The sequence below is a fragment of the Paenirhodobacter sp. genome (assembly GCF_047600745.1).
GTDB lineage: Bacteria > Pseudomonadota > Alphaproteobacteria > Rhodobacterales > Rhodobacteraceae > Rhodobacter.
The window spans coordinates 93,653-118,670 of sequence record NZ_JASGKI010000001.1; the positions used below are offsets into that span (position 1 = coordinate 93,653).

General features: G+C 67.3%; 20 protein-coding genes and 1 pseudogene. 5 read left to right on the forward strand and 16 right to left on the reverse strand.

Annotated elements, in window-relative coordinates; genetic code table 11:
• Nucleotides 1-225 precede the first annotated feature (225 nt).
• On the forward strand, nt 226-1,509 hold the full coding sequence (locus tag QM789_RS00525) for an O-acetylhomoserine aminocarboxypropyltransferase/cysteine synthase family protein (RefSeq protein WP_420350047.1): 1,284 nt from the start codon (nt 226-228) through the stop codon (nt 1,507-1,509).
• A 147-nt stretch (nt 1,510-1,656) separates the two neighbouring features.
• On the opposite strand, the gene hemP is transcribed toward QM789_RS00525, so the two are convergent.
• The 12 genes and pseudogenes from hemP to QM789_RS00585 all read right to left on the reverse strand — a co-directional run bounded on the left by hemP (nt 1,657) and on the right by QM789_RS00585 (nt 16,528).
• Nucleotides 1,657-1,821 (reverse strand): hemin uptake protein HemP, encoded by a 165-nt coding sequence (gene hemP, locus QM789_RS00530; RefSeq protein WP_420350048.1) that lies wholly within the window; start codon nt 1,819-1,821, stop codon nt 1,657-1,659.
• Nucleotides 1,818-1,973 carry a hypothetical protein gene (locus QM789_RS00535; protein WP_420350049.1) on the reverse strand — a complete coding sequence of 52 codons (156 nt, stop codon included), beginning with the start codon at nt 1,971-1,973 and terminating at the stop codon, nt 1,818-1,820. The genes hemP and QM789_RS00535 overlap by 4 nt, the downstream gene beginning before the upstream one ends.
• A 144-nt stretch (nt 1,974-2,117) precedes the next feature.
• Nucleotides 2,118-2,237 (reverse strand): cytochrome bd-I oxidase subunit CydX, encoded by a 120-nt coding sequence (cydX, locus tag QM789_RS00540; protein WP_420350050.1) that lies wholly within the window; start codon nt 2,235-2,237, stop codon nt 2,118-2,120.
• 11 nt (nt 2,238-2,248) lie between these two features.
• Entirely contained in the window at nt 2,249-3,412 is a 1,164-nt protein-coding gene (gene cydB, locus QM789_RS00545; RefSeq protein WP_420350051.1) for a cytochrome d ubiquinol oxidase subunit II, read from the reverse strand.
• A 5-nt stretch (nt 3,413-3,417) separates the two neighbouring features.
• A complete protein-coding gene (locus QM789_RS00550; protein WP_420350052.1) occupies nt 3,418-5,007 on the reverse strand; it encodes a cytochrome ubiquinol oxidase subunit I in 1,590 nt (529 codons plus the stop codon).
• A 112-nt stretch (nt 5,008-5,119) separates the two neighbouring features.
• Nucleotides 5,120-6,733, reverse strand: a complete 1,614-nt coding sequence (locus tag QM789_RS00555; RefSeq protein ID WP_420350053.1) for an amino acid ABC transporter ATP-binding/permease protein — start codon at nt 6,731-6,733, stop codon at nt 5,120-5,122.
• Entirely contained in the window at nt 6,730-8,379 is a 1,650-nt protein-coding gene (locus tag QM789_RS00560) for an ABC transporter ATP-binding protein/permease (protein ID WP_420350054.1), read from the reverse strand. Before QM789_RS00560 ends, QM789_RS00555 begins: the two co-directional genes overlap by 4 nt.
• A gap of 548 nt (nt 8,380-8,927) precedes the next feature.
• Entirely contained in the window at nt 8,928-10,322 is a 1,395-nt protein-coding gene (gene lpdA / locus QM789_RS00565) for a dihydrolipoyl dehydrogenase (RefSeq protein ID WP_420350055.1), read from the reverse strand.
• A gap of 45 nt (nt 10,323-10,367) precedes the next feature.
• Nucleotides 10,368-10,940, reverse strand: a complete 573-nt coding sequence (locus tag QM789_RS00570; protein WP_420350056.1) for a DUF924 family protein — start codon at nt 10,938-10,940, stop codon at nt 10,368-10,370.
• Nucleotides 10,941-10,991: 51 nt separating this feature from the next.
• Nucleotides 10,992-12,227, reverse strand: coding sequence for an MFS transporter (locus QM789_RS00575; protein ID WP_420350057.1), 1,236 nt, complete (start codon nt 12,225-12,227; stop codon nt 10,992-10,994).
• Between the two features lie 43 nt (nt 12,228-12,270).
• Nucleotides 12,271-13,343 (reverse strand): annotated as a pseudogene (queA, locus tag QM789_RS00580) (tRNA preQ1(34) S-adenosylmethionine ribosyltransferase-isomerase QueA).
• Complete coding sequence (locus QM789_RS00585) at nt 13,340-16,528, reverse strand: hypothetical protein (RefSeq protein WP_420350058.1); 3,189 nt, start codon at nt 16,526-16,528, stop codon at nt 13,340-13,342. The pseudogene queA and the gene QM789_RS00585 overlap by 4 nt, the downstream one beginning before the upstream one ends.
• A 147-nt stretch (nt 16,529-16,675) precedes the next feature.
• On the opposite strand from QM789_RS00585, the gene QM789_RS00590 reads away from it, so the two are divergent.
• The 3 genes from QM789_RS00590 to QM789_RS00600 all read left to right on the forward strand — a co-directional run bounded on the left by QM789_RS00590 (nt 16,676) and on the right by QM789_RS00600 (nt 19,111).
• Entirely contained in the window at nt 16,676-17,140 is a 465-nt protein-coding gene (locus tag QM789_RS00590) for a peroxiredoxin (RefSeq protein WP_420350059.1), read from the forward strand.
• Between the two features lie 191 nt (nt 17,141-17,331).
• Nucleotides 17,332-18,642 (forward strand): DUF5930 domain-containing protein, encoded by a 1,311-nt coding sequence (locus tag QM789_RS00595; RefSeq protein WP_420350060.1) that lies wholly within the window; start codon nt 17,332-17,334, stop codon nt 18,640-18,642.
• Nucleotides 18,632-19,111, forward strand: a complete 480-nt coding sequence (locus QM789_RS00600; RefSeq protein WP_420350061.1) for a bactofilin family protein — start codon at nt 18,632-18,634, stop codon at nt 19,109-19,111. The genes QM789_RS00595 and QM789_RS00600 overlap by 11 nt, the downstream gene beginning before the upstream one ends.
• 26 nt (nt 19,112-19,137) lie before the next feature.
• Here QM789_RS00600 and QM789_RS00605 read toward each other — a convergent pair whose 3' ends face one another.
• Nucleotides 19,138-19,911, reverse strand: a complete 774-nt coding sequence (locus QM789_RS00605; protein ID WP_420350062.1) for a DUF2189 domain-containing protein — start codon at nt 19,909-19,911, stop codon at nt 19,138-19,140.
• 254 nt (nt 19,912-20,165) lie between these two features.
• On the opposite strand from QM789_RS00605, the gene QM789_RS00610 reads away from it, so the two are divergent.
• Nucleotides 20,166-20,726: a manganese efflux pump MntP family protein gene (locus tag QM789_RS00610; RefSeq protein WP_420350063.1), complete on the forward strand. Its 561-nt coding sequence runs from the start codon at nt 20,166-20,168 to the stop codon at nt 20,724-20,726.
• Here QM789_RS00610 and QM789_RS00615 read toward each other — a convergent pair.
• The 3 genes from QM789_RS00615 to QM789_RS00625 form a co-directional block, all read right to left on the reverse strand.
• Nucleotides 20,718-21,284: an adenylate kinase gene (locus QM789_RS00615; RefSeq protein ID WP_420350064.1), complete on the reverse strand. Its 567-nt coding sequence runs from the start codon at nt 21,282-21,284 to the stop codon at nt 20,718-20,720. The two genes, QM789_RS00610 and QM789_RS00615, sit on opposite strands and share 9 nt — an antisense overlap.
• Nucleotides 21,268-22,392 (reverse strand): peptide chain release factor 2, encoded by a 1,125-nt coding sequence (gene prfB, locus QM789_RS00620; protein WP_420350065.1) that lies wholly within the window; start codon nt 22,390-22,392, stop codon nt 21,268-21,270. The genes QM789_RS00615 and prfB overlap by 17 nt, the downstream gene beginning before the upstream one ends.
• A 63-nt stretch (nt 22,393-22,455) precedes the next feature.
• Nucleotides 22,456-24,987 carry a penicillin-binding protein 1A gene (locus QM789_RS00625; protein WP_420350066.1) on the reverse strand — a complete coding sequence of 844 codons (2,532 nt, stop codon included), beginning with the start codon at nt 24,985-24,987 and terminating at the stop codon, nt 22,456-22,458.
• Nucleotides 24,988-25,018 lie beyond the last annotated feature (31 nt).

The following is a 25,018-nucleotide window of genomic DNA, read 5'->3' on the forward strand; positions in this document are numbered from 1 at the left end:
AAAAACATGCCGCCTGAATCACCCGCTCTGTCGGCTGAGGAACCGGTGCCAGCGTGCCCCAGCCGGGGGGCGGGAATCAACTGCCCCGAGCATAAAATTTCCGTTTGTTTCGAGTTTTTTCCGCCCCGGCCCCCGGCCATGCCGCGTTCACGGGCCGGACCCCCGCCGCGATTGCGCCCGGCGCCCCCGGGGGCTAGGCTCGCGCGCAACCCGAGGGAGGATGCGATGAGCGACTATTCATTCGACACGATGCAGATCCATGCCGGAACCGCGCCGGACCCGGCGACCGGCGCGCGGCAGGTGCCGATCTACCAGACCACCGCCTATGTCTTCAGGGATGCCGACCATGCCGCGCGGCTCTTCGGCCTTCAGGAAGTGGGCTACATCTATTCGCGCCTGACCAATCCCACGATCTCGGCGCTGGCGAACCGGGTGGCGGCGCTCGAAGGGGGCGCGGGGGCGGTGTGCTGTTCGTCGGGCCATGCGGCGCAGATCATGGCGCTGTTCCCGCTGATGGGGCCGGGGCTGAACATCGTTGCCTCGACGCGGCTTTATGGCGGCACGATCACGCAGTTCAGCCAGACCTTCAAACGCTTCGGCTGGTCCGCGACATTCGTCGATTTCGACGATCCGGCGGCGATCGAGGCGGCGGTGGACGACAACACCCGCGCGATCTTCTGCGAGTCGATCTCCAACCCCGGTGGCTATATCACCGACCTGCCCGCAGTGGCGGCGGTGGCGCGGCGGGTGGGCCTGCCGCTGATCGTGGACAACACGCTGGCCTCGCCCTATCTGTGCCGGCCGATCGACCATGGCGCGACGCTGGTCGTGCATTCGGCAACGAAATACCTGACCGGCAACGGCACCGTCACCGGCGGGGTGATCGTGGATTCGGGGACGTTCGACTGGTCGGCCTCGGACAAGTTCCCCTCGCTGTCGCAGCCCGAACCGGCCTATCACGGGCTGGTGTTCCATCAGGCGCTCGGGCCGATGGCCTACACCTTCCATTCGATCGCGATCGGGCTGCGCGATCTGGGCATGACGATGAACCCGCAGGGCGCGCATTACACGCTGATGGGGATCGAGACGCTGAGCCTGCGGATGCAGAAGCACGTCGCCAATGCGCAGGCGGTGGCCGAGTGGCTGGAGCGCGATCCGCGCATTGATTACGTCACCTATGCGGGGCTGGCTTCGTCGCCCTGGCACGAACGGGTGGCGCGGATCTGCCCGAAGGGTGCGGGCGCGCTGTTCACCGTGGCGGTCAAGGGCGGCTACGAGGCCTGCGTGAAGCTGGTCGACAGCCTGAATCTGTTCAGCCATGTGGCGAATCTGGGCGATACCCGCTCGCTGATCATCCATTCGGCCTCGACCACCCACCGCCAGCTGACCGAGGCGCAGCAGATCGCCGCCGGGGCCGGGCCGAACGTGGTGCGCCTGTCGATCGGCACCGAGGATGCCGCCGACCTGATCGCCGACCTCGACCAGGCGCTGGCCGCCGCGACGGCCTGAGCCCGCACGGGGGAGGCACATACCGGCCGGGCGGTGGCGCGATTCGTCGCAAAACCGCCCGTGCAAGGCGCTGCGCATAAAAAAAGGGCCGGCAAGCCGGCCCATAGTCGCGATGATGGTTCTGCGGGGTCGCCGCGAACTTCGGGGTTATTTGGTCAGGATCAGCTTGCCCGCCTTGGTGATGCGCAGGGTGTAGATCTGGCCATCCAGCGCGATATGGGCGAGCGATCCGCCCTCGGTCAGCGCGCGCGCGTCATGGGCGGGCAGGACGGGGGCATAGCCTTGCATGGCGAAGTTCATCGGTGCGGTCATTTCAGTCCCTCGAGTCGATCTAGCATCATTTCAATTCCCTGTGCGGGGGCGACGCCGGTGCAGATGGCTTCGACCAGATCGCGCAGGCTCAATGGCGGGTCGGAACGGCGTGAGCCCTTTGCTGCGGGGCCGGGATGGGTGATGGTGGGCATCTCCGGATCTCCTGTTCCTGTCGGTTTCGATAGGGATAACCTGACTTATTAACTCGACTTTGTAAAGCCGATTCTTTTACTCGGGTAATTCGATGCGCAAAAAAAGGCCGCCCGAAGGCGGCCCCTGCCCTGTTACGCCGGAAATCACTCCGGATCGTGTTCCCCGGCCAGATGCCGGTCGTTCTGCAACTCCAGCCACATCGCATTGGCCACCGCCACCAGCGCCGCCAGCGGCAGCCCGAGGATCCAGGCGAAATACCACATCTGTGTTCTCCTCAGTAATAGGTATGGGATTTTTCGGCAACCTCTTCGGCCGTCACCTTGCCCCACAGCACCCGGTAGACCCAGGCGGTATAGGCCATGATGATCGGCACGAAGATCACCGCGCAGATCAGCATCACGAACAGCGTCAGATGCGAGGACGAGGCGCTCCACACCGTCAGCGAGGCATTCGGCTGCACCGAGGACGGCAGGATGAACGGAAACATCGGCAGCCCGACCGAGGCGATCACCCCGAAGATCCCGGCCTGCGCCGAGACGAGCGTGGGCACCTCGCGCCCCGCCCGCAGGCCCAGGACGGCAAGTGCCAGCCCGACCACCCCCAGCACCGGCGCGATCCAGATCCAGGGCCGCGCGGCATAGGCATCCATCCACGATCCGCCGCGCACGACCTCGCTCAGCAGCGGGTTCGACGGGCCGTCCGGCACATGCGGGGAAACGATCCGATAGGCTTCGATCCCATAGGCCATCCAGACCCCGGCCAGCACATAGGCGACGATCGCCAGCACCCCCGCCACTGTGCCGATCCGCCGCGCGCGGTTCCGCACCGGGCCATCCGTCTTCACCGACAGCCACGCCGCGCCCAGCGTCACCAGCATCGTCAGCGACACCACACCGGCCAGCAGCCCGAAGGGGTTCAGCAGCGCCGCGAATTTCCACCAGAACGGGCCGGGATAAAGCGGCATCTGGAATTCGTTCAGCTCGAACGGAACGCCCTGCAACACGTTGCCACAGGCCACGCCGAACACCAGCGCGGGCACGAAGCCGCCCACGAACAGCGCCCAGTCCCAGTTCCGCCGCCAGGTCAGGCTCTCCCGCTTCGAGCGGTATTTGAACCCCACGGGCCGCAGGATCAGCGCCGCCAGAATGGCAAAGATCGCAAGGTAGAAACCCGAGAAGCTGACCGCATAAAGCGGTGGCCAGGCGGCGAAGATCGCCCCGCCGCCGAGGATCAGCCAGACCTGGTTGCCCTCCCACACCGGACCGACGGAGTTGATGACGATGCGCCGCTCCGCATCCGTTTTCGCTACGAAAGGCAGCAGCACCGCCGCGCCAAGGTCGAAGCCATCCATCACCGCAAAGCCGATCAGCAGGATGCCCAGAAGCCCCCACCAGATCACCCGCAGCAGATCGAAGCTGACAAGTTCATGCAGTATCATCACCGTTACTCCGCAGGCCGGATCGTGGCACCCAGACGCGCATCATGCCGGCGCATCCAGATCTCGGTTTCCTCGACATCCTGAGTGGGGCCCTTGCGGATGTATTTCAGCATCAACCCCATCTCGACGATGAACAGCGCGGTATAAAGCGCGACGAACCCCGCGAGCGTGATCAGCAGATCCCCCACCGACAGGTGCGAGACCGACAGCGCCGTGGGCAGCACCCCGTCCACCGTCCAGGGCTGCCGCCCGTATTCGGCGACCAGCCAGCCCATTTCGGCGGCAATCCACGGCGCCGGAATGATTCCCACCGCGAGGCGCAGCGCCCAGCGGGGATAATCCATGCCCTTCAGGTTGGTGCGGATGAAGAAATAGGCCAGCACCAGCACGAAGCTGAACCCCAGCCCGACCATGATCCGGAAGCCCCAGAAGATCGGCCAGACATGCGGCACGGTATCGTTCGCCGCCATCGTCATCTGTTCGGGCGTCGCCTGCCGCGGATCGTCGATGTAGCGTTTCAGCAGGAAGGCATAGCCCAGATCCTTGGAATGGCTCTCGAATTGCGCGGTCAGTTCGGGCGTCGTGGCCTTCGCTTCGCGGATCCGCATCAGCGCGTCATAGGCGATCAGGCCCGACTTGATCCGCTCCGCATTGTGTTCGACCAGCTGGTTGATGCCGGTGATCTCCTCGGTCAGCGAACGGGTGCCGATCAGGCCCATCACATAGGGAATATGGATCGCGTAATGGGTTTCGCGCGCCGCCTGATCCGGGAAACCGATCAGGGTGAAGGACGCCGGTGCGGGTTCCGTTTCCCACATCGCCTCGATCGCGGCCATCTTCATCTTCTGGTTTTCCGAAGCCTCATAGCCCGATTCGTCGCCCAGCACGACGACCGACAGCGAGGCCGCCAGCCCGAAGGACGCCGCCACCGCGATCGACCGCCGCGCCAGTTCGACATGCCGCCCCTTCAGCAGATACCACGCCGAAACACCCAGAACGAAAACCGCCCCGGTCACATAGCCCGCCGAAACGGTATGGACGAATTTCGCCTGCGCCACCGGGTTGAACACCACGTCGAAGAAGGAGGTCATCTCCATCCGCATCGTCATCGGGTTGAACTTCGCGCCGACCGGGTTCTGCATCCAGCCGTTCGCGATCAGGATCCACAGCGCCGAGAAGTTCGAGCCGATCGCGACGAGCCAGGTTACCACCATATGCTGCACCCGGCTCAGCCGGTCCCAGCCGAAGAACATCAGCCCGACGAAGGTGGCCTCAAGGAAGAAGGCCATCAGCCCCTCGATCGCCAGCGGCGCGCCGAAGATGTCGCCGACGTAATGGCTGTAGTAGCTCCAGTTCATGCCGAACTGGAATTCCATCGTGATGCCCGTGGCGACGCCTAGCACGAAGTTGATGCCGAACAGCGTCGCCCAGAACTTTGTCATCTGCCGCCAGATCGGTCGCCCGGTCATGACATAGACCGTCTCCATGATCGCCACGATGATCGACAAACCAAGGGTAAGCGGCACGAAGAGGAAGTGATACATCGCTGTCATGGCGAATTGCAGCCGTGACAGCTCGACGATCCCGAAATCCATTCTCGTCTCCATTTGCGTAGCATCCGCGGCGCCCCGCCAAAGATGCGTCCGTCACATTCATTTTTCCATGATGCACCTTATCGGCGCCGATTGCGCGCGAAATTGACGGGGTTCAAAGGGACGGATGGTCGCAGCCCGGGGCGTCAAGGGCAATCCGGCGGTCGGCCAGGATCAGATCCGCCGCGCGATGGCTCACGATCAGGAGGGCGGCATCCGGCAGGTAGTGGCGCAGGCCCCGCAGGACCGACTCGGCGGTGGCGGGGTCCAGCCCCTCGGTGGGCTCGTCGAGCAGCAGGATCTCCGGCCGACGCAGCGCGGCGCGGGCAAGGCAAAGCCTGCGCGCCTGCCCGCCCGACAGGCCCGATCCGCCGGGGCCGAGCCGGGTCATCAGGCCGTCGCGCTGCCGCAGGGCCGGGCCGAGCGCGACCGCATCCACCGCCGCCCAGAGTTCGGATTCGGAACACGGCCCGGCCAGCGCGAGATTTTCCGCCACCGTGCCACCGATCAGCGCCGACCGCTGCGGCACCATGGTCAACCTCCCGCCAACCCGCAGCACCCCGGAGGTCGGCGCCATCAGCCCGGCCAGCACCGCCAGCAGCGTCGATTTCCCCGCCCCGGACGGGCCGCACAGGCCGACCGTCTCCCCCGCGCGCAACGTCAGGTCGAGCGGCCCGAAGACCGCGCGGGCCGCGCCGGGGCGGCGAAAGCTCAGGCCGCGCGCCTCAAGCAGCGGGCCGGGCTGCGGCATGGGGGCAGTGCGCGGAGGGGTATCCATCAGCGCCAGCACCCGCTTCCCGGCACTGTCCATCCGGCCGATCTCGGCCAATCCCCGGCGCAGGAGCGCCAGCCCCTCGCCAAGCGCGAGCGCGACGAAAAAGCCGATCGCCACCGTCGCCGCGCCGATCCCTTCCTGCGCAGCGCCAACCGCCAGCGCCGCCGCCCCGGCGATGCCGGTGGTCAGCGACAGCACCGCGCCCCCGCGCCGGTCGATCCGGTCGAGCGCCGCGCGGCTGTCCGCAGCGGCGGCAATCGCCCCGGTGACCCGCGCCCGCTGATGCAGCAGCGCCCCCGCCACCGCCAGATCGGCCCGGTTCTGCGCAAGGTCGAGCATCCCGGCCCGGGCCTCCTGCCGCGCGGTCTCATCCGCCTCGGCCAGGGGTCGCGCGCGCCGCAGCGTGAACAGCAGCGCAACTGCACCGCCCAGAGCATGCACCCCGACGACCGCCAGCGCCACGGCGGGCGCGACCAGCCCCCACAGCAGCAGCAGCGCCCCCGTCAGAACCACCAGCGCCGACACCCCCGGCAGCACCAGCCGCAGCAGCAGACCGTCCAGCGCCTCGACATCCGAGGTCAGCCGGTTCAGCGCCTTCGCCCCGCGCAGCCGGGCCTGCGCCTCCCACGGCAGCCGGGTGACGGCAGCGAACAGCCGCCCGCGCAGGGCCGCCAGCGCGCGCAAGGTGGCGTCATGGGTCAGCATCCGCTCGCCATACCGCGCCCCGGCCCGACCCATCGCCAGAAACCGCACCCCGGCGGAGGGGCGGAAGAAATCGAAGCCGATGCCGATCCCCGCGATTCCCGCCGCAGCCGATGCCGTCACGAACCAGCCCGACAGCCCGAGCAGCGCCGCCCCCATCGCCAGCACCAGAACCCCGAGCCCCGCCCCGCGCAGGAAGGCCGCACGGTCGGCGCGCAGCATCATCCCGGCCAGGCGCAGCAGCCCCCTCATAGCGCCACCACCCGGTCCATCGCCGCCAGAACCGCCGGGTCATGGCTTGCCACGATCAGCGCGGCGCCGCGCGCGCGGAGCTCCAGCAGACCGTTCAGCACCGCCCGCGCCGTCTCCGGGTCAAGATCGGCGGTCGGCTCATCGGCGAGGATCAGCACCGCCCCGGCATGGCGCGCGCGCGCAATCATCAGCCGCCGCGCCTCGCCCCCCGACACGCCGCCGCCCAGATCGCCCAGCCGTGCGTCCAGCCCACCGGGCAAGGCCGCGATAATGTCTTCGGCCTGCGCAGCCTTCAGTGCGGCGGACAGATCCCCCGCCCGGCCAAGGGTCAGCGCCTCGGACAAGGGCGCGTCGATGAAACGCGGCGCCTGTGGAATCCAGCCGATCCCGGCGCGGATCCGGTCGGCGGAAGCATCGTCCAGCGCCACATCCCCCCAGCGGATCGTGCCGGCGTCCGGCCGCAACAGCCCCGCCAGCCCGGCCAGAAGCGTGGTCTTGCCCGCCCCGGACGGCCCGGAAACCCCCACGGCCTCCCCCGGCGCGACGCAGCCATCGGGCGGGGTCAGCGGCGCGGCCCCCGCCCCGGGCCGCAGCACCAGCCCCCGCCAGCCAAAGGGCGCGGGCGGCAGCGGATCCCCCGCCGCGCCGGTGCCGAGAATGCGCCCGGATGCGGTAAATTCCGCCTGTACCGCCGCGACCTCCTGCGCCACCGCAAGGGCCGAAGCCCGGTCATGCCAGGCGGCGGCCAGATCGCGCATGGGCTGAAAGAACTGCGGCGCGATCATCAGCACGAAGATCGCTGCCGCCGGGCTGAGCGGCGCCCCCCAGGAACCGAAAGGCAGTTCCCCCAGCAGATTGAACCCGACATAAACCGCCACCATCGCCACCCCGAGCGCCGAGAACAGCTCAAGCACCGTGGAGGAGAGAAACGCCACCGCCAGCACCCGCATCGTCCGCGCGCGCAGGCTTTCCGAGGCGGCGGCAAGGTCCGCCCCCGCCCGCTCCGAAGCCCCGAGCAGGCGCAGATCGGCAATCGCGGCGATCCGGTCGGCCAGCAGGGTGTTGAGGGTGCCGATCTCGGCCATCTGCCGCTCGGACGCATCGCGCGCGGCCATCCCGACCAGCGCCATGAACAGCGGGATCAGCGGCCCCGCGACCAGAAGCACCAGCGCGGCGATCCAGCTGAACGGCAGCACCAGCGCCAGAAGCACCAGCGGCACGATCCGCGCCCGCGCCATCGCAGGTTGATAGCGCGCGGCCCAGGGCGCCAGCAGCGCGGCCTTTTCAGTGATCAGGCTGGCCAGCGCCGCCGGAGCAGGCGCGTCGGCGCGGGGCGTCTGCACCGCGGCCGCCGCAACGATCCGCAGCCGGGTGTCCGCCACCAGCCGGTTCGCCGCACGCTGCGCCAGACGCTCCGCCAGCAGGTCCAGCCCGGCGCGCAAAACCGCCAGCGCCAGAAACCCGGCGGCGGCAGTCAGCGGCGGCACCCCCGGCCCCGCCACCAGCCCGCCGATCGCCAGCCCGGCAAACGCCGCCTGCCCGGCCCAGAGGCATTCCGACAGCACCGCCAGCCAGGACGCCCGCCGCAGCGCCCCGGCAACCGGGGCAGCAAGGTGGCTCAGCGGATCGTTCAGGGTCTCGGGCATCCACGCACCATCGGCCAGGACGCCCACCCCGGCAAGGGGGTGCGGCCATCCGCCCCGCCGCCTCAGGTCATTGGGCCGTCAGGCGCGGCCATTCTCGCAAAGACTCCGCGCCCGGCGGAAGACCCGTCATCATGGCGCGGCAACTCATCGGCCTTGGTCGCGCTCACACCATGGCAGCGCGCGATCCAGCGAAACAAAACACCCCATGCGGACGGAACGTGTATGCTGCGGCCATATCTGGGGGAACGCCCCTATACGGGGCAAGCCGCTCAAACGCGCAGACCCCGAACGGGACGGACCAAACCACCCCTGTGCAGGCGGAGACGCCCTGATAGTCCTTGAGGGGGCATGTCCCAGCAGCGCCCACGCGTTCGAGGGTGCCGAATAGAGTCTACCGGCCAGAGCACAGCCGATAGGAGGCGCCCGGACTACCGATCACCAAGGGATGGAACAGCGCCTCACGCGGGCGGTGGACAGCCACGAGAGCCCGATCTGCCTCCGATGCCCGGGGCCCGGAGGGGAGCGCCCCCCATAGAGGGCGCTCTTTTTCAGAAGTGGATGGCGCGGCCGTAGGCCGACAGGACCGCTTCGTGCATCATTTCGGACAGCGTGGGGTGCGGGAAGACGGTTTCGATCAACTCGGCCTCCGTCGTTTCCAGCGTGCGGCCGATGACATAGCCCTGGATCAGTTCGGTGACCTCGGCGCCAATCATATGCGCGCCCAGAAGCTCGCCGGTCTTCGCATCGAACACGGTCTTGATCAGGCCCTCGGGCTCGCCAAGCGCGATCGCCTTGCCGTTGCCGATGAAGGGGAAACGGCCGACCCGGACCTCATGCCCCGCGGCCTTGGCCTTCTCCTCGGTCAGGCCGACAGAAGCAACCTGTGGGTGGCAATAGGTGCAGCCAGCGATCGAACCCGGCTTGACCGGATGGGCATGCTTGCCCGCGATCAGCTCGGCCACCATCACGCCCTCGTGGCTGGCCTTGTGCGCGAGCCACGGCGCCCCGGCGATGTCGCCGATCGCATAAAGCCCCTCGACCCCGGTGCGGCAGAATTCATCGACCACGACATGGGTGCGGTCGATCTTCACGCCCAGCCCCTCAAGCCCCAGCCCCTCGACATTGCCGACAATGCCGACCGCCGAAATCACCGTGTCGAATTCCTCGGTCACGGTACCCTTCGCGTCTTCGAGATGCGCGGTGACCTTGCCCGGCGCGCGGTCGAGCTTCTTCACCGTGGTCTTTTCGCGGATCTTCATGCCCTGCTTCTCGAACGCCTTCTTCGCGAAGGCGGAGATTTCGGCATCCTCGACCGGCAGCACCCGGTCCATCACCTCGACCACCGTGGTATCGGCGCCGAGCGTATTGAAGAAGCTCGCGAATTCGATGCCGATCGCGCCGGAGCCGATCACCAGCAGCTTCTTCGGCATCCGCTTCGGCAAGAGCGCATGGCGGTAGCTCCAGACCAGATCGCCATCGGCCTCCAGCCCCGGCAGGCTCCGCGCCCGCGCGCCGGTGGCCAGGACGATCGCCTTCGCGGTCAGTTCCTCGGTGCCCTTGTCGGTCTTGACCGAAACCACGCCCTTCTTCGGCAGCGTGGCCTCGCCCATCACGACGGTGACCTTGTTCTTCTTCAGCAGATGGCCGACGCCGCCCGCAAGCTGCTTCGACACCGCGCGCGACCGCGCCACAACGGCATCCAGGTCATAGCCGATATCGCCCGCCTTCAGGCCGAATTCCTTCGCCCGGTGCATCAGGTGGAAGACCTCCGCCGAGCGCAGGAGCGCCTTCGTCGGGATGCAGCCCCAGTTCAGGCAGATGCCGCCGAGGTTCTCGCGCTCGACCACGGCCACGTTCAGCCCCAGTTGCGCCCCCCGGATCGCGGCGACATAGCCGCCCGGCCCCGCACCGATCACGATCATGTCGAAGCTCTTCGCAGCCATGTCATTCCCTCCAGCTGAAAGTAGTTTGGTGTTAAACTATTTTCCTCATCGCTGCAACGGCGCGATGGCCTCCAGCGCATGGGCATAGCCGCCCGCTTCAAGGAACGCGATCTCCTCGGCGGTGCTGGGACGCCGCAGCGCGGCATTGCGCCAGGGGAAGCGGCCGAAGCGGGCGATCACATCGCGATGCGCGCGGGCATGGCGCTCGTTTTCGCCGGGCATCCGCTCCTCGAACAGCACGAGGCAGTGGGTCTGCGCCATCAGATCCTCGGCGTGCATCAGCGGCAGGTAGAAGAACTGCCGCAGCGGCGGGCCGATCTCCAGATCCTGCCCCTGCGCGATCGCATGGGTCGCGGCCTGCAACGCGGCGGCATCGGTGGCAAAGCTCTCAGGCCGGTCGCGGAACATGTTGCGCGGGAACTGGTCCAGCACCAGAAGCCGCGCCAGCGCCCCCTCCGCCGTCGTGTCCCAGCCGGGCAGGCCGGTGCGCCGGGCCTCCTGCCACAGCGGCTCGAACCGCGCGCGGATCGCGGCGTCGATCTCGGCGGTGCCGCGATACCAGCCCTCCGGCCCCAGATCGTCCCAATGGCGCAGCACGGCGCCGATACGCTCATCCATGGCAGATCCTCCCCTGTCCAAGCTATGGCATTGCCGCGCGCAGGCAAGGGCTCAGCCGTCGCTGCCCTTCGCCTGCAACGCCTCGTCCACCGCCAGAACCGAGGTCGTGGGGTTGATCACCGCATAGCCGCCCGGGAACTGCCCCACGCGGTTCGGGTGCCGCAGAATCCGGTAGAGCGCATAGGCCGCCCCGGCGCCGAAGGTCAGCGTCAGGAACAGGAAGAAGCCGCCGTTCCCCACCGTCTCCATCAGCCAGCCGGTAACCGGCGGCCCGGCCATCGCGCCCACTCCGTTGACGAACAGCAGCCCGCCCGAAGCCGCCGCCATGTCGTCCTTTTCCAGATAGTCGTTGGTGTAGGCGATCAGCAGCGAATAAAGCGGATTGGCCACCGCCCCCGCCACCGCCGCCAGCACCGACAGCACCACGAAGCCGGGCGCGAAGACGAAGGCCCCCAGCATCGCCACTGTCCCGGCGGCGAAGACCACGAAGATGACCCGGCGCCGGTCCACCCGGTCCGAGATCCAGCCGATCGGATATTGCGCGACCAGCCCGCCGACATAGATCGCGCCGATGAAGATCGAAATCTCCGACACGCTCATCCCGGCCCGCATCCCCCAGACCGAGGCCATCCCGAACAGCGCCGAGAACACGCCCCCCATCAGGAACATCCCCACCACGCCCAGGGGCGACACGGCGAAGAGCTTGCGGAAGCTCAGCCGCTTCACCTCGGCAAAGGCGGGCGCGGGCGCGACCGACAGCAGGATCGGCGTGAAGGCCAGCGACACCAGCACCGAGGGGATCACGAACAGCGTATAGCCCGCCGGATCGGCGACATTCATCAGCCCCTGCGCGCTGATGATGCCGATCATCTGCGCGATCATATAGGCCGACAGCGCCTGCCCCCGCGTCTCATTGGACGACGACGCGTTCAGCCAGCTTTCGGCGGTGATATAGACCCCGCAGAAGCAGAAGCCGATCACCACCCGCAGCGCCGTCCACACCACCCAATCCGGGATTTCGGCATACAGGATCAGCGTCGCCGCGATCAGGCTGCCGATCGCGGCAAAGACCCGCACATGGCCGACGCGGCGGATCATCACCGGGATCATCTGCGACCCGAACATGAAGCCGATGTAATACCCCGAGGTGACGAAGGACATCTGATAGGTGCTGAACCCCTCGATCCCGCCGCGCAGGCCCAGAAGCGTGCCCTGCGCGCCATTGCCCACCATCAACAGCATCACCCCCAGAAGCAGGGGCCAGGTCGTGCGCAGGACGGTCAGCATGTCGGGCTCCGGTCAGGGTTTTCGGCAAGGTAGCGCGGAAGTGTTACGAAGCCACAGGCGTTTCCCGACGTTCCGGGATCAAAAGCGACGCATCCCCATAAGAGAAGAACCGATAGCCCCCCGCGACGGCATGGGCATAGATCCGCCGGATCCGCTCCTGCCCCATCAGCGCCGAAACCAGCATCAGCAGCGTCGATTTCGGCAGGTGGAAATTGGTCATCAGCGCATCGGTCACGCGAAAGCGGTAGCCGGGATAGATGAAGATGTCCGTCGTGCCCCGGAACGGGCGCAGCGTGCCGTCCGCGGCAGCGGATTCGATCAGCCGCAGCGCCGTGGTGCCGACCGGAATCACCCGCCCGCCCGCGGCCTTCGTCGCGTTGATCTCGGCGGCGGCCCGTTCGGTGACCTCGCCCCATTCGGCGTGCATCCGGTGGGTTTCGACGTCCTCGACCTTCACCGGCAGGAACGTCCCCGCGCCGACATGCAGCGTGACCTCGGTGAAATCGACGCCCTTCGCGTGGATCGCCTCCAGCAGCTCGCGGGTGAAATGCAGGCTGGCGGTGGGCGCCGCCACCGCGCCGGAATGGCGGGCGAAAACGGTCTGGTAATCGGTCTTGTCGGCCTCGTCCGGCGCCCGCAGCGCGGCGATATAGGGCGGCAGCGGCATCGCCCCGGCATCCGCCAGCGCGGCATCGAAATCCGGGCCGGTGAGGTTGAAGGCAATCCGCATCTGTGCATCGCCGATGGCGCGGACCTCGGCCGAAAGCGCATCGGAAAACCGGATCGTCTCGCCCGCGCGCAGCTTGCGCAGCGGTTTCGCGAGCGCCGTCCATTCCCCCCCGGCGCGGGTTCCAGCAGCGTGACCTCGACCTTCGCGGTGACCTCGCCCTGCCCCGTCATCCGGGACCGCGTGCCGTTCAGCCGCGCGGGGATCACCTTCGTATTGTTCAGCACCAGCCGGTCGCCCGGGCGGAACAGATCGACCAGATCCGCCACATGCAGATCGCGGATCGCATCGCCCTGCGCCAATAGCAGCTTCGCCGCCGTCCGGGGCCGCGCGGGCCGGGTGGCGATCAGCCCCTCGGGCAGGTCGAAATCGAAATCGTCGAGCTTCATTTCATCCGCACCAGCGGCGGCGTGCGCCGGAACAGGTCGCGCAGCGCGCCGGGCGTCAGGATCGACAGCGGATTGACCGTCACGCTCGGCGCCTTCGCCGCGCCCTGGATAGTATAGGTGAAGCCGAACAGCCCCTCGCCCTTGCGCGAGAAGATCTGCCCGACCGAATTCAGGATGTAGAGCGGCGACACCACGCCCTCCATGTCGATCTGTCCCGTCTTCGGGAAATAGTTGCCCGCCATCGTCACACCCATCGAGGCGCCGGTGGCCTCGCCGGTTGTGATGCTGATACCCTCGGGCGTCAAGCGGAAGGCAACGTCAACGTCGGAGAAGACGATCCCCTCGCCGTTCAGCTGTTCGACCAGCCCGATGATCGAGGCCGCCGACAGCATCGAGGCCAGCACCGGCGCATCCGTCACCCGCAGCCCGGCGACATGGACCTTGCCCTCGTAACTGTGCTGCCCGACCGGCGAGAGGTTCAGCACCATGTCCCCGCTCGCCGCGCGGTCGGTGATCCGCGCCGAGGCCAGCACCGCGCCCGCATCCGGGCTGCGGATCTGCACCGCCGTGCGCCCCCCCGCCGCCGGACCCACTGCGCCCTCGATCTGCGCCGAACCGTTGACACGGGCCGCGAAATCGCCCGCCAGACCGTTGCGGGTGGTGAAACTGCCGCGCAACGCCGTCAGCGCGAGGCCATCCGACACGATCAGCCGGTCCAGCCCGACGTCGATCCGGTTGCCCGCGCCCGGGGAGGATTTGCCCTGCTTCATGTGGCGCAGGTCCAGCACCCCCTTGCGGATCGCCACATCGGGGGCACGGTCCTTGCCCTTGCCGATCAGATCCACCGCGCCGTTGAACCACGACCCGATCGCCAGCCGGTCGAACACCGCACGCTCCATCCCCCGGGCGGACAGGTCCAGATGCCCCGCAAGGCTCAGCCCCGGCGCCTCCAGTTCCAGCTTCTCGACCGTGGGCGGTTGCGACAGCACCCCCGCAAGCGCGAGCTTCCCCTTCGGCGCGGCGGGCTTCGACCACTGGATCCCCGGCACGGACAGGGAAATGCCCTTCAGGTCGGTAAGGAAATCATACCGCACCGGCTGGCCCTGCACGATGCCCAGCGACAGCCGCCCCCAGCCGGACCCCGCGACCATGCCCTTCGGCAGGCTGATCCCCACCCCGGCCAGCGCCGCGGGCGTGACGTTGACATAGCCGTCCAGTGCGGAGCGGCCCTTGTTTTCCTCGCCGAAACGCTGCGACCAGCGGGCGTCGAAGGGCACGCTCTCGAACTGGCCCTTGCCGGAAATCGTCATCCCCGCCCGATCCGCCCGCAGCACCAGAAGCGGCGCGGTGATCGACTTCCCCGGCACGATCTTGTCGGTGCTGACATCGGTCAGACGCGCGGTGACGTCGAAATCGACATCCTTGGGATCGACCTTCTTCTCCATCCGGAAGCGCAGATTGGTGCGCGCCTCGGCCCAGCCCTGCGCGAGGTCGGTGCCCCGGCCCGCCTTGCTCAGGAAACGGAACGGCTCCTCGTCCAGCAGCGACAGCGCGGCGGGGATCGGCGCACGGGTGACCAGGGCAACCTCGGCCCGCGCGGGCTTTTCGCGGATGTCGGGGACCGACATCACCGAATCCGCCACCTCGACCCGCCCGCCCGAAGGGGCCTCGGCGGTGCCTTCCTCGACCATCAGCGTGTGGCTGTCGTCGTGGATCGTGGCGAAGCCGCGCCCCTCGCGCACCGCAGGCAGGGTGCGCAGGATGCGCACCTCGGCGCCGCGGAATTCATAGCCCAACTCGAAACGCGGCTCCTGCCCCGGCGCGATCCGCACCGCCGCGCGGGCGTTCTGCAACTCGCCCGTCATCACGTTTTCCGCCAGCCAGTGCCGCGTGGGCGGCACCAGGCGCGGCGGCCAAAGCGCCAGCAGGTCATGCTGGTCGATCCGGTCGATCCCGGCATCCAGCACCACCCGCCAGCCATCGGCATCCGCCGCGATCCGGCCCTTGCCGGAAATCCGCTGCGCATCCTTGACCAGTTGCAACTGCCCCAGATCGACGCGGAACGGGTCGAGCCGCAGCCGCGCATCCGCCGCGCCAAAGGAAAACCGCGCGGGCGATTCGAAAATGCCTTCGGGGTCGGCCTCGATGTCGCGCATCTGCACCTGAACCAGCGCCTCGCGCGGGAGCCCGTGCTGAAAATCCCGCAGGTAGCTCTGGCCGGAGGCGCGGAACCGTAGCGCCTTGCTGGTGAAGGAGGCGTCGCTCACCGTCACCTTCTGCGCCTGCGGGTCGTAGCTCAGCGCCATTTCAGCGCCCTCGAAGGGCACGGGCGCCGCCCCTTCGACCGGGCTGATCGCACCCTTGCCCACCGAAAGCGTCGCATCGGTGCGCATCAGCGCGCCATCGGCACCGATACCGGTCCGGAACGTGCCCGAAATCGCCGCATCCAGCAGCCCGAGCATCGCGACGGCGGGCGACTGCACCGCCAGATCCTGCGCCGGAACATCGGTGACCGTGGCGCCGAAGCTCGCCTCCGGCCCCAGTTTCGAGGTCGACGCATCCAGCGACACACGCGCCGCCTTCCCCTCCCGGTCGCCCACGTCGAAAGCCAGCGCCAGCGCGATTTCGGAGCCGGTCTGCGTCAGGCGGAAGGCGCCATCGCTGACGTCCCAGACCCGGTTCAGGCGGCTGTCGTCGATCCGGATCCGCACATCCTGCGCCGTCACCCGTGCCAGCGCCCTGAGCGCGGGGGTGTCGAAGGCCTCCTCGACCGCCGCGCTGATCTGGCCGAGGCTGCGCAGATCGAATCCCTCCATCGCCCCGGCCCCGCCAAGGTCGAGGTCGATCCGCCCATCCGGCAACCGCCGCAGCGCGATCGTCGCACCGTCGATACGCAGCGATTCCGGCACCATCCGCCCGCGCATCAGCGGTTCGGGCCAGAAGCTCACGCGCAGTTGCGGCAGCACCGCCATCGGCGCGCCCGAAGGCCGCCGCACCTGCACCCCACGCAACAGCACCCGCGGCATCAGACCTTCGTCGATGATCAGATCGGCGCCGCCGGTGACGTCCACGCCCACCCGGCCCGCCAGCGCGGCGTTCACCTGCTCCTCGACCCGCGCCAGCACCCAGTCCGGCACCGGAACCGGCACATGGGTCAGCGCCACCACCGCCACAGCCGCAGTCACGGCCGCAACCGGCAGGACGATCACCGCCCATAATCCGCGCCGCCGTCGGCCCTGCCTTGCTGTCGCCATTCCACTCCGCCGGGGATTTGAAATTCCTGCATTCCGTCTTAGACCTTATCGGCGGGAGAGCAACCAAGGAGAAGGCCCATGATCGGTATCGGCGAAACCGCGCCCGACTTCACCCTGCCCCGGAGCGGAGCGGACGACCCGCTGACCCTTTCGGCGCTGCGGCCGAAGCCCGTGGTGCTGTATTTCTACCCGAAGGACGACACCCCCGGCTGCACGCTGGAGGCGATCGACTTCACCCGCCTCGCGCCGGAATTCGCGGCGGCGGGGGCGGTGGTGCTCGGTATTTCCCGGGACACCGTGGCGAAGCACGAGAAGTTCTGCGCCAAGCACGACCTGCGGATCCCGCTGCTGTCGGACGAAGACGGCCATGTCTGCGAATCCTATGGCACCTGGGTCGAGAAGAAGATGTATGGCCGAACCTCGATGGGGATTCAGCGCGCGACCTTCCTGATCGACGGCGCGGGCAAGGTGGCGAAGGTCTGGCCGAAGGTCTCCGTCGATGGTCACGCGGCGGAGGCGCTGGCCGCCGTTAAGGAATTGTAAAGATTCTTCGGCGGGAATCTGCCGCCACGCGCCGGTTCCCGCCCACACGCGGAAGTGACGGCCAAAACAGGTTGCGTGAAAGGCCGCACGCTTGTTAAGGCCAAGATGCCCAGCGGGGGGCGCGATGGCGCCTGTCGGGGTTCCGGGGTCCGTGGCCCCGGCCTTGAGTGTCACTTCACAGGACGACCGGCGTGCCCAGACGACTGATTGATCGCATCAACACGAGCCTCGAACGCTGGCTGCCAGAGCAGCGCCTGTTCATCAAATCCGACACCAAGACGCGGTTCGTGCGGCTGCGCCCGCTGACGCAGCTCGGTGCCCTGACGACGGGGGGTGCGCTGTTCCTGTGGGCGGTGGGCGCCAGTTCGGTGTTGTTCATTAACCATATTTCCTCGGGCTCCGCGCGCGAACAGGTGGCGATCGCGCAGGCCGCCTTTGAACAGCGGCTGGTCGCGCTCGCACAGGAGCGCGACAACCGCGCGAACGAAGCGGCCACCGCGCAGAAGCGGTTCCAGGTCGCGCTCGGCCAGGTGTCGCAGATGCAGTCGCAACTGCTCGCCAGCGAGGAACGCCGCCGCGAGGTCGAGACCGGGCTCGACGTGGTGCAATCCACGCTGAAGCGCACGATGGGCGAACGCGACGCCGCCCGCAAGCAGATCGCCGAAACCGGGGGCGAGGACCGGACCGCATCGCTCGCCGCCCGGGCCGAGGACATGTCGCATACGGTCGACATGCTCTCTGCCGCGCTTGGTGCCACCGCGGCGGAACGCGACGCCGCCACCCGCGAGGCCGCCGATGCCCGGCTGGAGGCCGACCGCGTTGCGCAGCAGAAACGCCAGATCGAGGCCCGCAACGACCAGATCTTCACCACGCTCGAAGGCGCGGTGAACATCTCGATGAAGCCGCTCGACCGGATGTTCCGGAACGCGGGCATGAACCCGGACTCCGTCCTGTCGCAGATCCGCAAGGGCTACGCCGGCACCGGCGGGCCGCTGCTGCCGATCGCGCTGTCGTCGAAGAACATGGACGAATTCGCCAATGACAGCGCCCGGGCGCAGGGGATTCTCGATGCGCTCGACCAGATGAACATGTATCGGATCGCGGTGGACAAGCTGCCCTTTGCCCTGCCGCTGGAGGGGGGCTACCGCTTCACCTCGCCCTTCGGCTACCGCTGGGGCCGCCTGCACGCCGGGATCGACCTGGCCGGACCCGTGGGCATGAGCGTGAAAGTCCCGGCGGATGGCACCGTGATCGACGCCGGATGGGCAAACGGCTACGGCCTGATGATCCGCGTTCAGCACGACTTCGGGGTCAGCACGGTCTATGGCCATCTGTCCAAAATCCGTGTGAAGGTTGGCCAAAAGGTATCGCGCGGCGAGCGGATTGGTGATACTGGCAATACCGGACGGTCCACCGGGCCGCATCTGCACTATGAAATCCGGGTTGACGGCAAGCCGATCAATCCGATGACCTTCATCAAGGCTGCACAGAATGTTTTCTAAGAGCAAAATCCACGAACCGGGCCAGAAGGCCGCTCCGGAAACCACCCAGACCGAGGTTCCCGCCGCTCCGGGCGGATTCGCGGCTCCGCGCGCAAAGCCTCCGGTGTCGGTGCTGTCCTCCGATCTGACGATCACCGGCAACGTCCGGACCACCGGCGACATCCAGGTCGAAGGGATCGTCGAAGGGGACATCTACGCGCATCTGCTGACGGTCGGCGAAACCGCCACCATCAAGGGCGAGATCGTCGCCGATGACATCGTGGTCAACGGTCGCGTCGTCGGCCGGGTCCGGGGTCTCAAGGTGCGGCTGACCTCGACCGCGAAGGTCGAGGGCGACATCATCCACAAGACCATCGCGATCGAATCCGGCGCGCATTTCGAGGGTTCGGTGCAACGCCAGGAAGACCCGCTTCAGGGAGCCTCGGCGCCGAAGCTCGCTCCGCCCACGGGCGACGGCTACACCGGCTGAGCCAATGGGGCTAAGGGCCGCCGCCCTTAGCCCGTCACCGCGCGATACATATGCCAGCTGGCATGACCCAGCACCGGCAGCACGACCAGAAGCCCCAGAAACATCGGCACCATCGCCGCGAACATCAGTACCGCGATCGTCGTGGCCCAGCCGAGCATGGTCCCCGGATTGGCGCGCACCGCCGCGACAGAGGTAATCATCGCCGTCACCACATCGACCTCTCGCTCCAGCAGCAGCGGCAGCCCGATCACCGTGATCGAGAACAGAACCGCCGCCAGCACCGCCCCCACCGCGACCCCGACGACCAGCATCCCCACGCCATGCGGCGTCGTCAGCAGAACCTCCGGCGAGGAGGTGATATTCGTCATCGCCCGCGTTCCCATGAACAGCGCGAAGATCGTATGCGCGACGAAGACCCAGAACATGAACATCATCAGCACGATCATCGCCATCGACGGCAGTTGACGGTCCTTCTGCGCGAAGACCACGCCCAGCACCTCGCGCCAGATCAGCGGCTCGCCCCGCTCCAACCGGCGGCTGACCTCGAACAATCCGATCGCCGCGAAGGGCGCCAGCAGCGGGAACCCCGCGGCGAAGGGGATCAGCCCCCATTCCCGGCCACTGCTTCCCAGCACCCACCACAGCACGATCCCGCCCAGCACATAGACCCCGGAAAAGAACAGCCCAAAGGCAGGGGCGCGGCGGAAATCCTGCACACCACGGCGCAGGATGTCAGGGACAGTGGCCACGGGCACATCACGGATCCCGGGCAATTCCGACGGAGCTTCGACGACCTGCATCCTGACTTCCTCCCCTCAGACCGCCCCCCTCCCCGGGGGCCATGGCGAAAGGATGCGGCGCAAAACCCCACCGGGCAAGAAAATCCGTCGCGGCGGCGCGGCACCGCAGGCGCAGAAAGCGCGTCAGAATCCCTGCCAGGCCTACAGAATGCAGCCTCATTCAAAATCTGAACATGTGTCGTTATCTAATTGTTTTTATGACATTAATTTCGGATCGCAGCACAAGGGCCAGCACCCACCCCCGGAGTCCCCGCATGGCCCCCTTCACGATCGGCCTTCTGGCCCTGAGCATGTCGGTTGACGCTTTCGACGCCTCGATCGGGCGCGGCGCGGGCAACACGCGCCATGGCCTTGCCGCCATTCTCGCCACCGGGCTCGCCTTCGGCGTGATCGAAGCGATCACCCCGCTGATCGGCTGGAGCCTTGGCATGGTCGCAAGCCGGTATGTGCAGGCCATCGACCATTGGATCGCCTTCGGGCTCCTGGCCTCGGTCGGGCTGCACATGGCCTATCACGCCCTGACGGCGGATGAGGATGCGCCCCCGCAGCGGCGCGGCTGGTGGCCGGTGGTGGTCACCGCGATCGGCACCTCCCTGGATGCGATGGCGGTCGGCGCTTCTCTCGCCTTCATCCAGGTGAATATCCTCGTCATCGCCGGGGCAATCGGGCTGGCCACCATGGCGATGAGCACGCTCGGCCTGATGCTCGGCCGTCTGCTCGGGCAACGGTTCGGTCGCGCCACCGAAGTCGTCGTCGGCATCGTTCTGGTGATCGTCGGGCTGACGATCCTCACCGAGCACCTCGCCTCAGCCTAGCCGCGCCAGAACCGTTTCGACCATCTCCGCCGGGGGCAGCGTGCCGGAGAGTTCCAGCACCGGCTCGCTCCGCCCCGCGAGCCAGTCGCGGTGCCGTTGCAGGCTGCGGCCCCGGAAATAGGGGTCGTCATAGGACGCGGCCCAGTTCAGGAAATCGCGGTGGTTTTCGGCCAGATCGCCGCCGGGCCGGATGCGATCGCCGAATTTCTCGGTCTCGCGGCGGCGGATCCGCGCGAGGCGCACCGGCGTCGGCGTCAGCAGGAAAACGATCAGCGCCGCGCCCTGAATCGCGACCTCGCCCCAGCCATCGGCGGCCCCGGACAGCACCCAGCCGTCACCGCCCTGCCCCACCTGCGCGGCGGCGATCAGGGCAAGCCGCTCCTCCACCGGGCGGCGCAGGGTATAGGGTGGGTCGGTCGGCGCCCAAAAGAAATCGTCGGTGTCCAGATGCGGCACGCCAAGCCGCTCCGCCAAACCACGCCCGAGCAGCGTCGTGCCGGACCCCGCGGCGCCGGTGATATAGACCCGCGCCGCCATCGCCTCAGTCCGCCTGTGCATCGGCGCGGGACTTGCCCTCGACACCAAGCGCCAGCGTTGCCGCCATGAATCCGTCCAGATCGCCGTCCAGAACGCCCTGCGTATCCGAGGTTTCGTATCCGGTGCGCAGATCCTTCACCATCTGATAGGGTTGCAGCACATAGGAACGGATCTGGTTGCCCCAACCGGCATCGCCCTTGGCCTCGTGCTGGGCGTTGATCTCGGCGTGGCGCTTGTCGAGTTCCATCTGATACAGCCGCGCCTTCAGCGCGTTCATCGCGGCTTCGCGGTTCTGGTGCTGCGACTTCATCGACGAGGTGGTGACGATCCCGGTCGGCAGGTGGGTGATCCGCACCGCCGAGTCGGTGGTGTTGACGTGCTGCCCACCCGCGCCGGTCGAACGGTAGGTGTCGATCCGGATGTCCGACGGGTTCACCACGATGTCGATATTCTCGTCCACCACCGGATAGACCCAGACCGAACTGAACGAGGTATGCCGCCGCGCCGCGGAATCGTAGGGCGAAATCCGCACCAGACGATGGACGCCCGATTCCGATTTCAGCCAGCCATAGGCATTCGGCCCGCTGATCTTGTAGGAGACCGAGCGGATCCCGGCCTCGTCGCCCGCCGTTTCGGCCTGCAACTCGACGGTATAGCCCTTCTTCTCGGCCCAGCGGGTATACATCCGCGCCAGCATCGAGGCCCAGTCGCAGCTTTCCGTGCCGCCCGCCCCCGCGTTGATTTCAAGGAAGGTGTCGTTTCCGTCCGCCTCGCCGTCCAGAAGCGCCTCAAGCTCCTTCTGATCGGCGAAAACCTTCAGCTCTTTCAGGCTCTTCTCGGCTTCGGAGACGATCTCCGGATCGTTTTCCATCTCGCCCAGTTCGATCAGATCGACGTTATCCGTCAGCTCCCGGTCGATCCGGCGATAGGTCTCCACCTTGTCCATCAGCATCTGCCGGTCGCGCATCAGCTTTTGCGCGCGCTCCGGATCGGACCACAGGTCGCCGTCCTCGATCATCGCGTTGAACTCTTCCAGCCGGTGCGGAGCGGTTTCCCAATCCATCCGCTGGCCCAGCAGTTTCAGCGATTTGCGGATCGCTTCCACGATGTTCTGCGTCTCGGCGCGCATGATCTTCCTCTCGTCTGTCACGGGGGTGATACAGCCTCGGGCGCCTCCGGGCAAGCGGCGGGGTCAGTAAAGGCCGCCCGAACTCACCGTGCCGAAATCGGCCTTCTTCGGGATCACCCTGGTCGCGCCGGTCGAGGTGGTGACCGACTGCCCCCCCTGATCCGTCTCGCCCTGCTGGAACAGCGGCAGGTTCTGCCCCATCGCGAAGCCACCATCGACGACGATGCCCAGCCCGATCAGATCCTGCCCTTCACGCAGATACTCGGCCTGCACATGATCCCCCGAGGCATCATCAGACAGCCGTTCGCCGGTGAAGCGGTTGAACTTCGCCCAGTATCCGCCCGGCGGCACCTTGAACTGCGTGCCGCCATAGGTCTTCACCGCCTCGGTCATGAACTGCTGGAACACCGGGCCGCAGAGCGTGGCGCCAAAGGCGCTGTCGCCCAGGGTGCGCGGCTGGTCGTAACCGATATGGCACGAGGCGACGATGTTCGACGTGAAGCCGGTAAACCACACGTCCTTCGCGTCGTTCGTCGTGCCGCTTTTCCCCGCGACCGGCACCGGGAGGGAAATGCCGCGCCCGGTACCGCGCTGCATCACGCCCTGCATCATCGAGATCATCTGATAGGCGGTGATCGGGTTGATCAGCTGTTCCTGATGGTTCTCGATCCGCGGCCCGCGCCCGGAGGGCAGGTTGCGGCTGTCGCAATCGTCGCAGATGCGCTGATCGTGGCGGTAGATCGTGCGGCCCCAGCGGTCCTGCACACGGTCGACCAGCGTCGGTTCCACCCGCTTGCCGCCATTGGCGAACATCGCATAGGCAGAGACGATGCGGAACATCGTTGTCTCCTGAGAACCCAATGAATTCGCAAGGAAATGCCCCATCGGGTTATAGACCCCGAAGCGCTCGGCATAACCTGCGATCGTGTCCATCCCGACTTCCTGCGCGATCCGCACCGTCATCAGGTTGCGCGACTGTTCCAGCCCGGTGCGCATCGGCGTCGGCCCGTAGAACTTGTTCGACGAGTTCTGCGGCCGCCACAGCCCCTGCGGGGTGTTCACCTCGATCGGCGCATCGACCACGATCGTCTCGGGCGAAAATCCGGAATCCAGCGCCGCCGCATAGACGAAGGGCTTGAAGTTCGATCCCGGCTGCCGCATCGCCTGCGTCGCACGGTTGAAGACCGAGGACTGATAGCTGAAACCGCCCTGCATCGCGATGACCCGGCCGGTGTTCACGTCCATCGCCATGAACGAGCCCTCGACCAGCGGCACCTGACGCAGCGACCAGCGCCGGGTCTCGCCCTGCCCGACCTGCCTGACCAGCACCACATCGCCCACATCGACCAGATCGCCGGGGACTTTCGCCCGTGCGCGCAGCTTGCCGTCCCGGCCCAGCTTGCGCGCCCAGGTCACATCCTGCGCGGTGATCTCCACATCCTCGGAAATCCCCTCGACACCCAGCCGCGCGGTCTTGTCGCCCACCGACAGCACCACCGCCGCGCGCCAGCCCGCGATGTCGCGCGGGGCCTTGTCCGTCGGCACGGCCGAAAGCGCGGCGCGCCAGTCCGCGAGTTTCTCCGCCGGGATCGTCGCGCCGGTCCCGCGCCAGATCCCCTGCCCGCGGTCGTATTTCTCCAGCGCATCCTGCAAGGCCTTCGCGGCCTTCTCCTGCATGTCCGGGTCGATCGTCGCGCGGATCGTCAGGCCGCCGCCGAAGAATTCCTCCTGCCCGAAGCTCTTCGACAGCTGCCGGCGGATTTCGTCGGTGAAATAATCGCGCGGCGGAAGGGCCTGGCGGAAGGGCGGAAAATCGCCGCGCTGCACGGTCTTCAGCGGCTCGGCCACCGCCTGGGCCATCTGGTCCTGCGTGATCTTGCCATCCTCGAACAGGCGGCGCAGCACATAGTCGCGCCGCTGCACCGCCTCGTCATAGGCGCGCACCGGATGCAGCGTCGAGGGCGCCTTCGGCAGCGCCGCCAGATAGGCCGCCTCCGCCGGGGAAAGCTGGTTCAGCGTCTTGCTGAAATAGGTCTGCGCCGCCGCCGCGACGCCATAGGAATTCTGCCCGAGGTAGATTTCGTTCAGGTAGATCTCAAGGATCTTGTCCTTCGGCAGCGCCTGCACCAGCCGCGTCGACAGGATCAACTCCTTGATCTTGCGTTCGATCGAGCGCGAACCGTCGAGCAGCAGGTTCTTCGTCACCTGCTGCGGAATGGTCGAGGCGCCGCGCACATCCTTGCCGCCCGAGCGGATCGCATCCAGCCCCGCCGCCACCATGCCGCGCGGGTCGAACCCGGCGTGATTGTAGAAATTCTTGTCCTCCGCCGAAACGAAGGCATCCTTCACCAGTTGCGGCACCTGGTCGATCGGCACGAAAAGGCGGCGCTCCTCGGCGAATTCGTCGATCAGCTTGCCCTCGCCGGAATAGATCCGCGAAATCGTCTTCGGCTGATACTGCGCCAACTGCTCGTAGCTCGGCAGGTTGCGCGAATACATCCAGAACACCCCGCCAACCGTCAGCGCGGCAAAAAACAGCGCGGTGACGATCCAGGAGAAGATCCCCCCGAAAGTGGACAGGACGAAACGGATCACGCGGATACCCCCGGGGGAATGACAGGAACGC

What these genes read in the sequence shown, in the direction of transcription:
- QM789_RS00525 (WP_420350047.1), top strand. Translation starts at nt 226, where the DNA reads ATGAGCGACTATTCATTCGACACGATGCAGATCCATGCCGGAACCGCG.
- hemP (WP_420350048.1), bottom strand. Translation starts at nt 1,821, where the DNA reads ATGACCGCACCGATGAACTTCGCCATGCAAGGCTATGCCCCCGTCCTG.
- QM789_RS00535 (WP_420350049.1), bottom strand. Translation starts at nt 1,973, where the DNA reads ATGCCCACCATCACCCATCCCGGCCCCGCAGCAAAGGGCTCACGCCGT.
- cydX (WP_420350050.1), bottom strand. Translation starts at nt 2,237, where the DNA reads ATGTGGTATTTCGCCTGGATCCTCGGGCTGCCGCTGGCGGCGCTGGTG.
- cydB (WP_420350051.1), bottom strand. Translation starts at nt 3,412, where the DNA reads ATGATACTGCATGAACTTGTCAGCTTCGATCTGCTGCGGGTGATCTGG.
- QM789_RS00550 (WP_420350052.1), bottom strand. Translation starts at nt 5,007, where the DNA reads ATGGATTTCGGGATCGTCGAGCTGTCACGGCTGCAATTCGCCATGACA.
- QM789_RS00555 (WP_420350053.1), bottom strand. Translation starts at nt 6,733, where the DNA reads ATGAGGGGGCTGCTGCGCCTGGCCGGGATGATGCTGCGCGCCGACCGT.
- QM789_RS00560 (WP_420350054.1), bottom strand. Translation starts at nt 8,379, where the DNA reads ATGCCCGAGACCCTGAACGATCCGCTGAGCCACCTTGCTGCCCCGGTT.
- lpdA (WP_420350055.1), bottom strand. Translation starts at nt 10,322, where the DNA reads ATGGCTGCGAAGAGCTTCGACATGATCGTGATCGGTGCGGGGCCGGGC.
- QM789_RS00570 (WP_420350056.1), bottom strand. Translation starts at nt 10,940, where the DNA reads ATGGATGAGCGTATCGGCGCCGTGCTGCGCCATTGGGACGATCTGGGG.
- QM789_RS00575 (WP_420350057.1), bottom strand. Translation starts at nt 12,227, where the DNA reads ATGCTGACCGTCCTGCGCACGACCTGGCCCCTGCTTCTGGGGGTGATG.
- QM789_RS00590 (WP_420350059.1), top strand. Translation starts at nt 16,676, where the DNA reads ATGATCGGTATCGGCGAAACCGCGCCCGACTTCACCCTGCCCCGGAGC.
- QM789_RS00600 (WP_420350061.1), top strand. Translation starts at nt 18,632, where the DNA reads ATGTTTTCTAAGAGCAAAATCCACGAACCGGGCCAGAAGGCCGCTCCG.
- QM789_RS00605 (WP_420350062.1), bottom strand. Translation starts at nt 19,911, where the DNA reads ATGCAGGTCGTCGAAGCTCCGTCGGAATTGCCCGGGATCCGTGATGTG.
- QM789_RS00610 (WP_420350063.1), top strand. Translation starts at nt 20,166, where the DNA reads ATGGCCCCCTTCACGATCGGCCTTCTGGCCCTGAGCATGTCGGTTGAC.
- QM789_RS00615 (WP_420350064.1), bottom strand. Translation starts at nt 21,284, where the DNA reads ATGCACAGGCGGACTGAGGCGATGGCGGCGCGGGTCTATATCACCGGC.
- prfB (WP_420350065.1), bottom strand. Translation starts at nt 22,392, where the DNA reads ATGCGCGCCGAGACGCAGAACATCGTGGAAGCGATCCGCAAATCGCTG.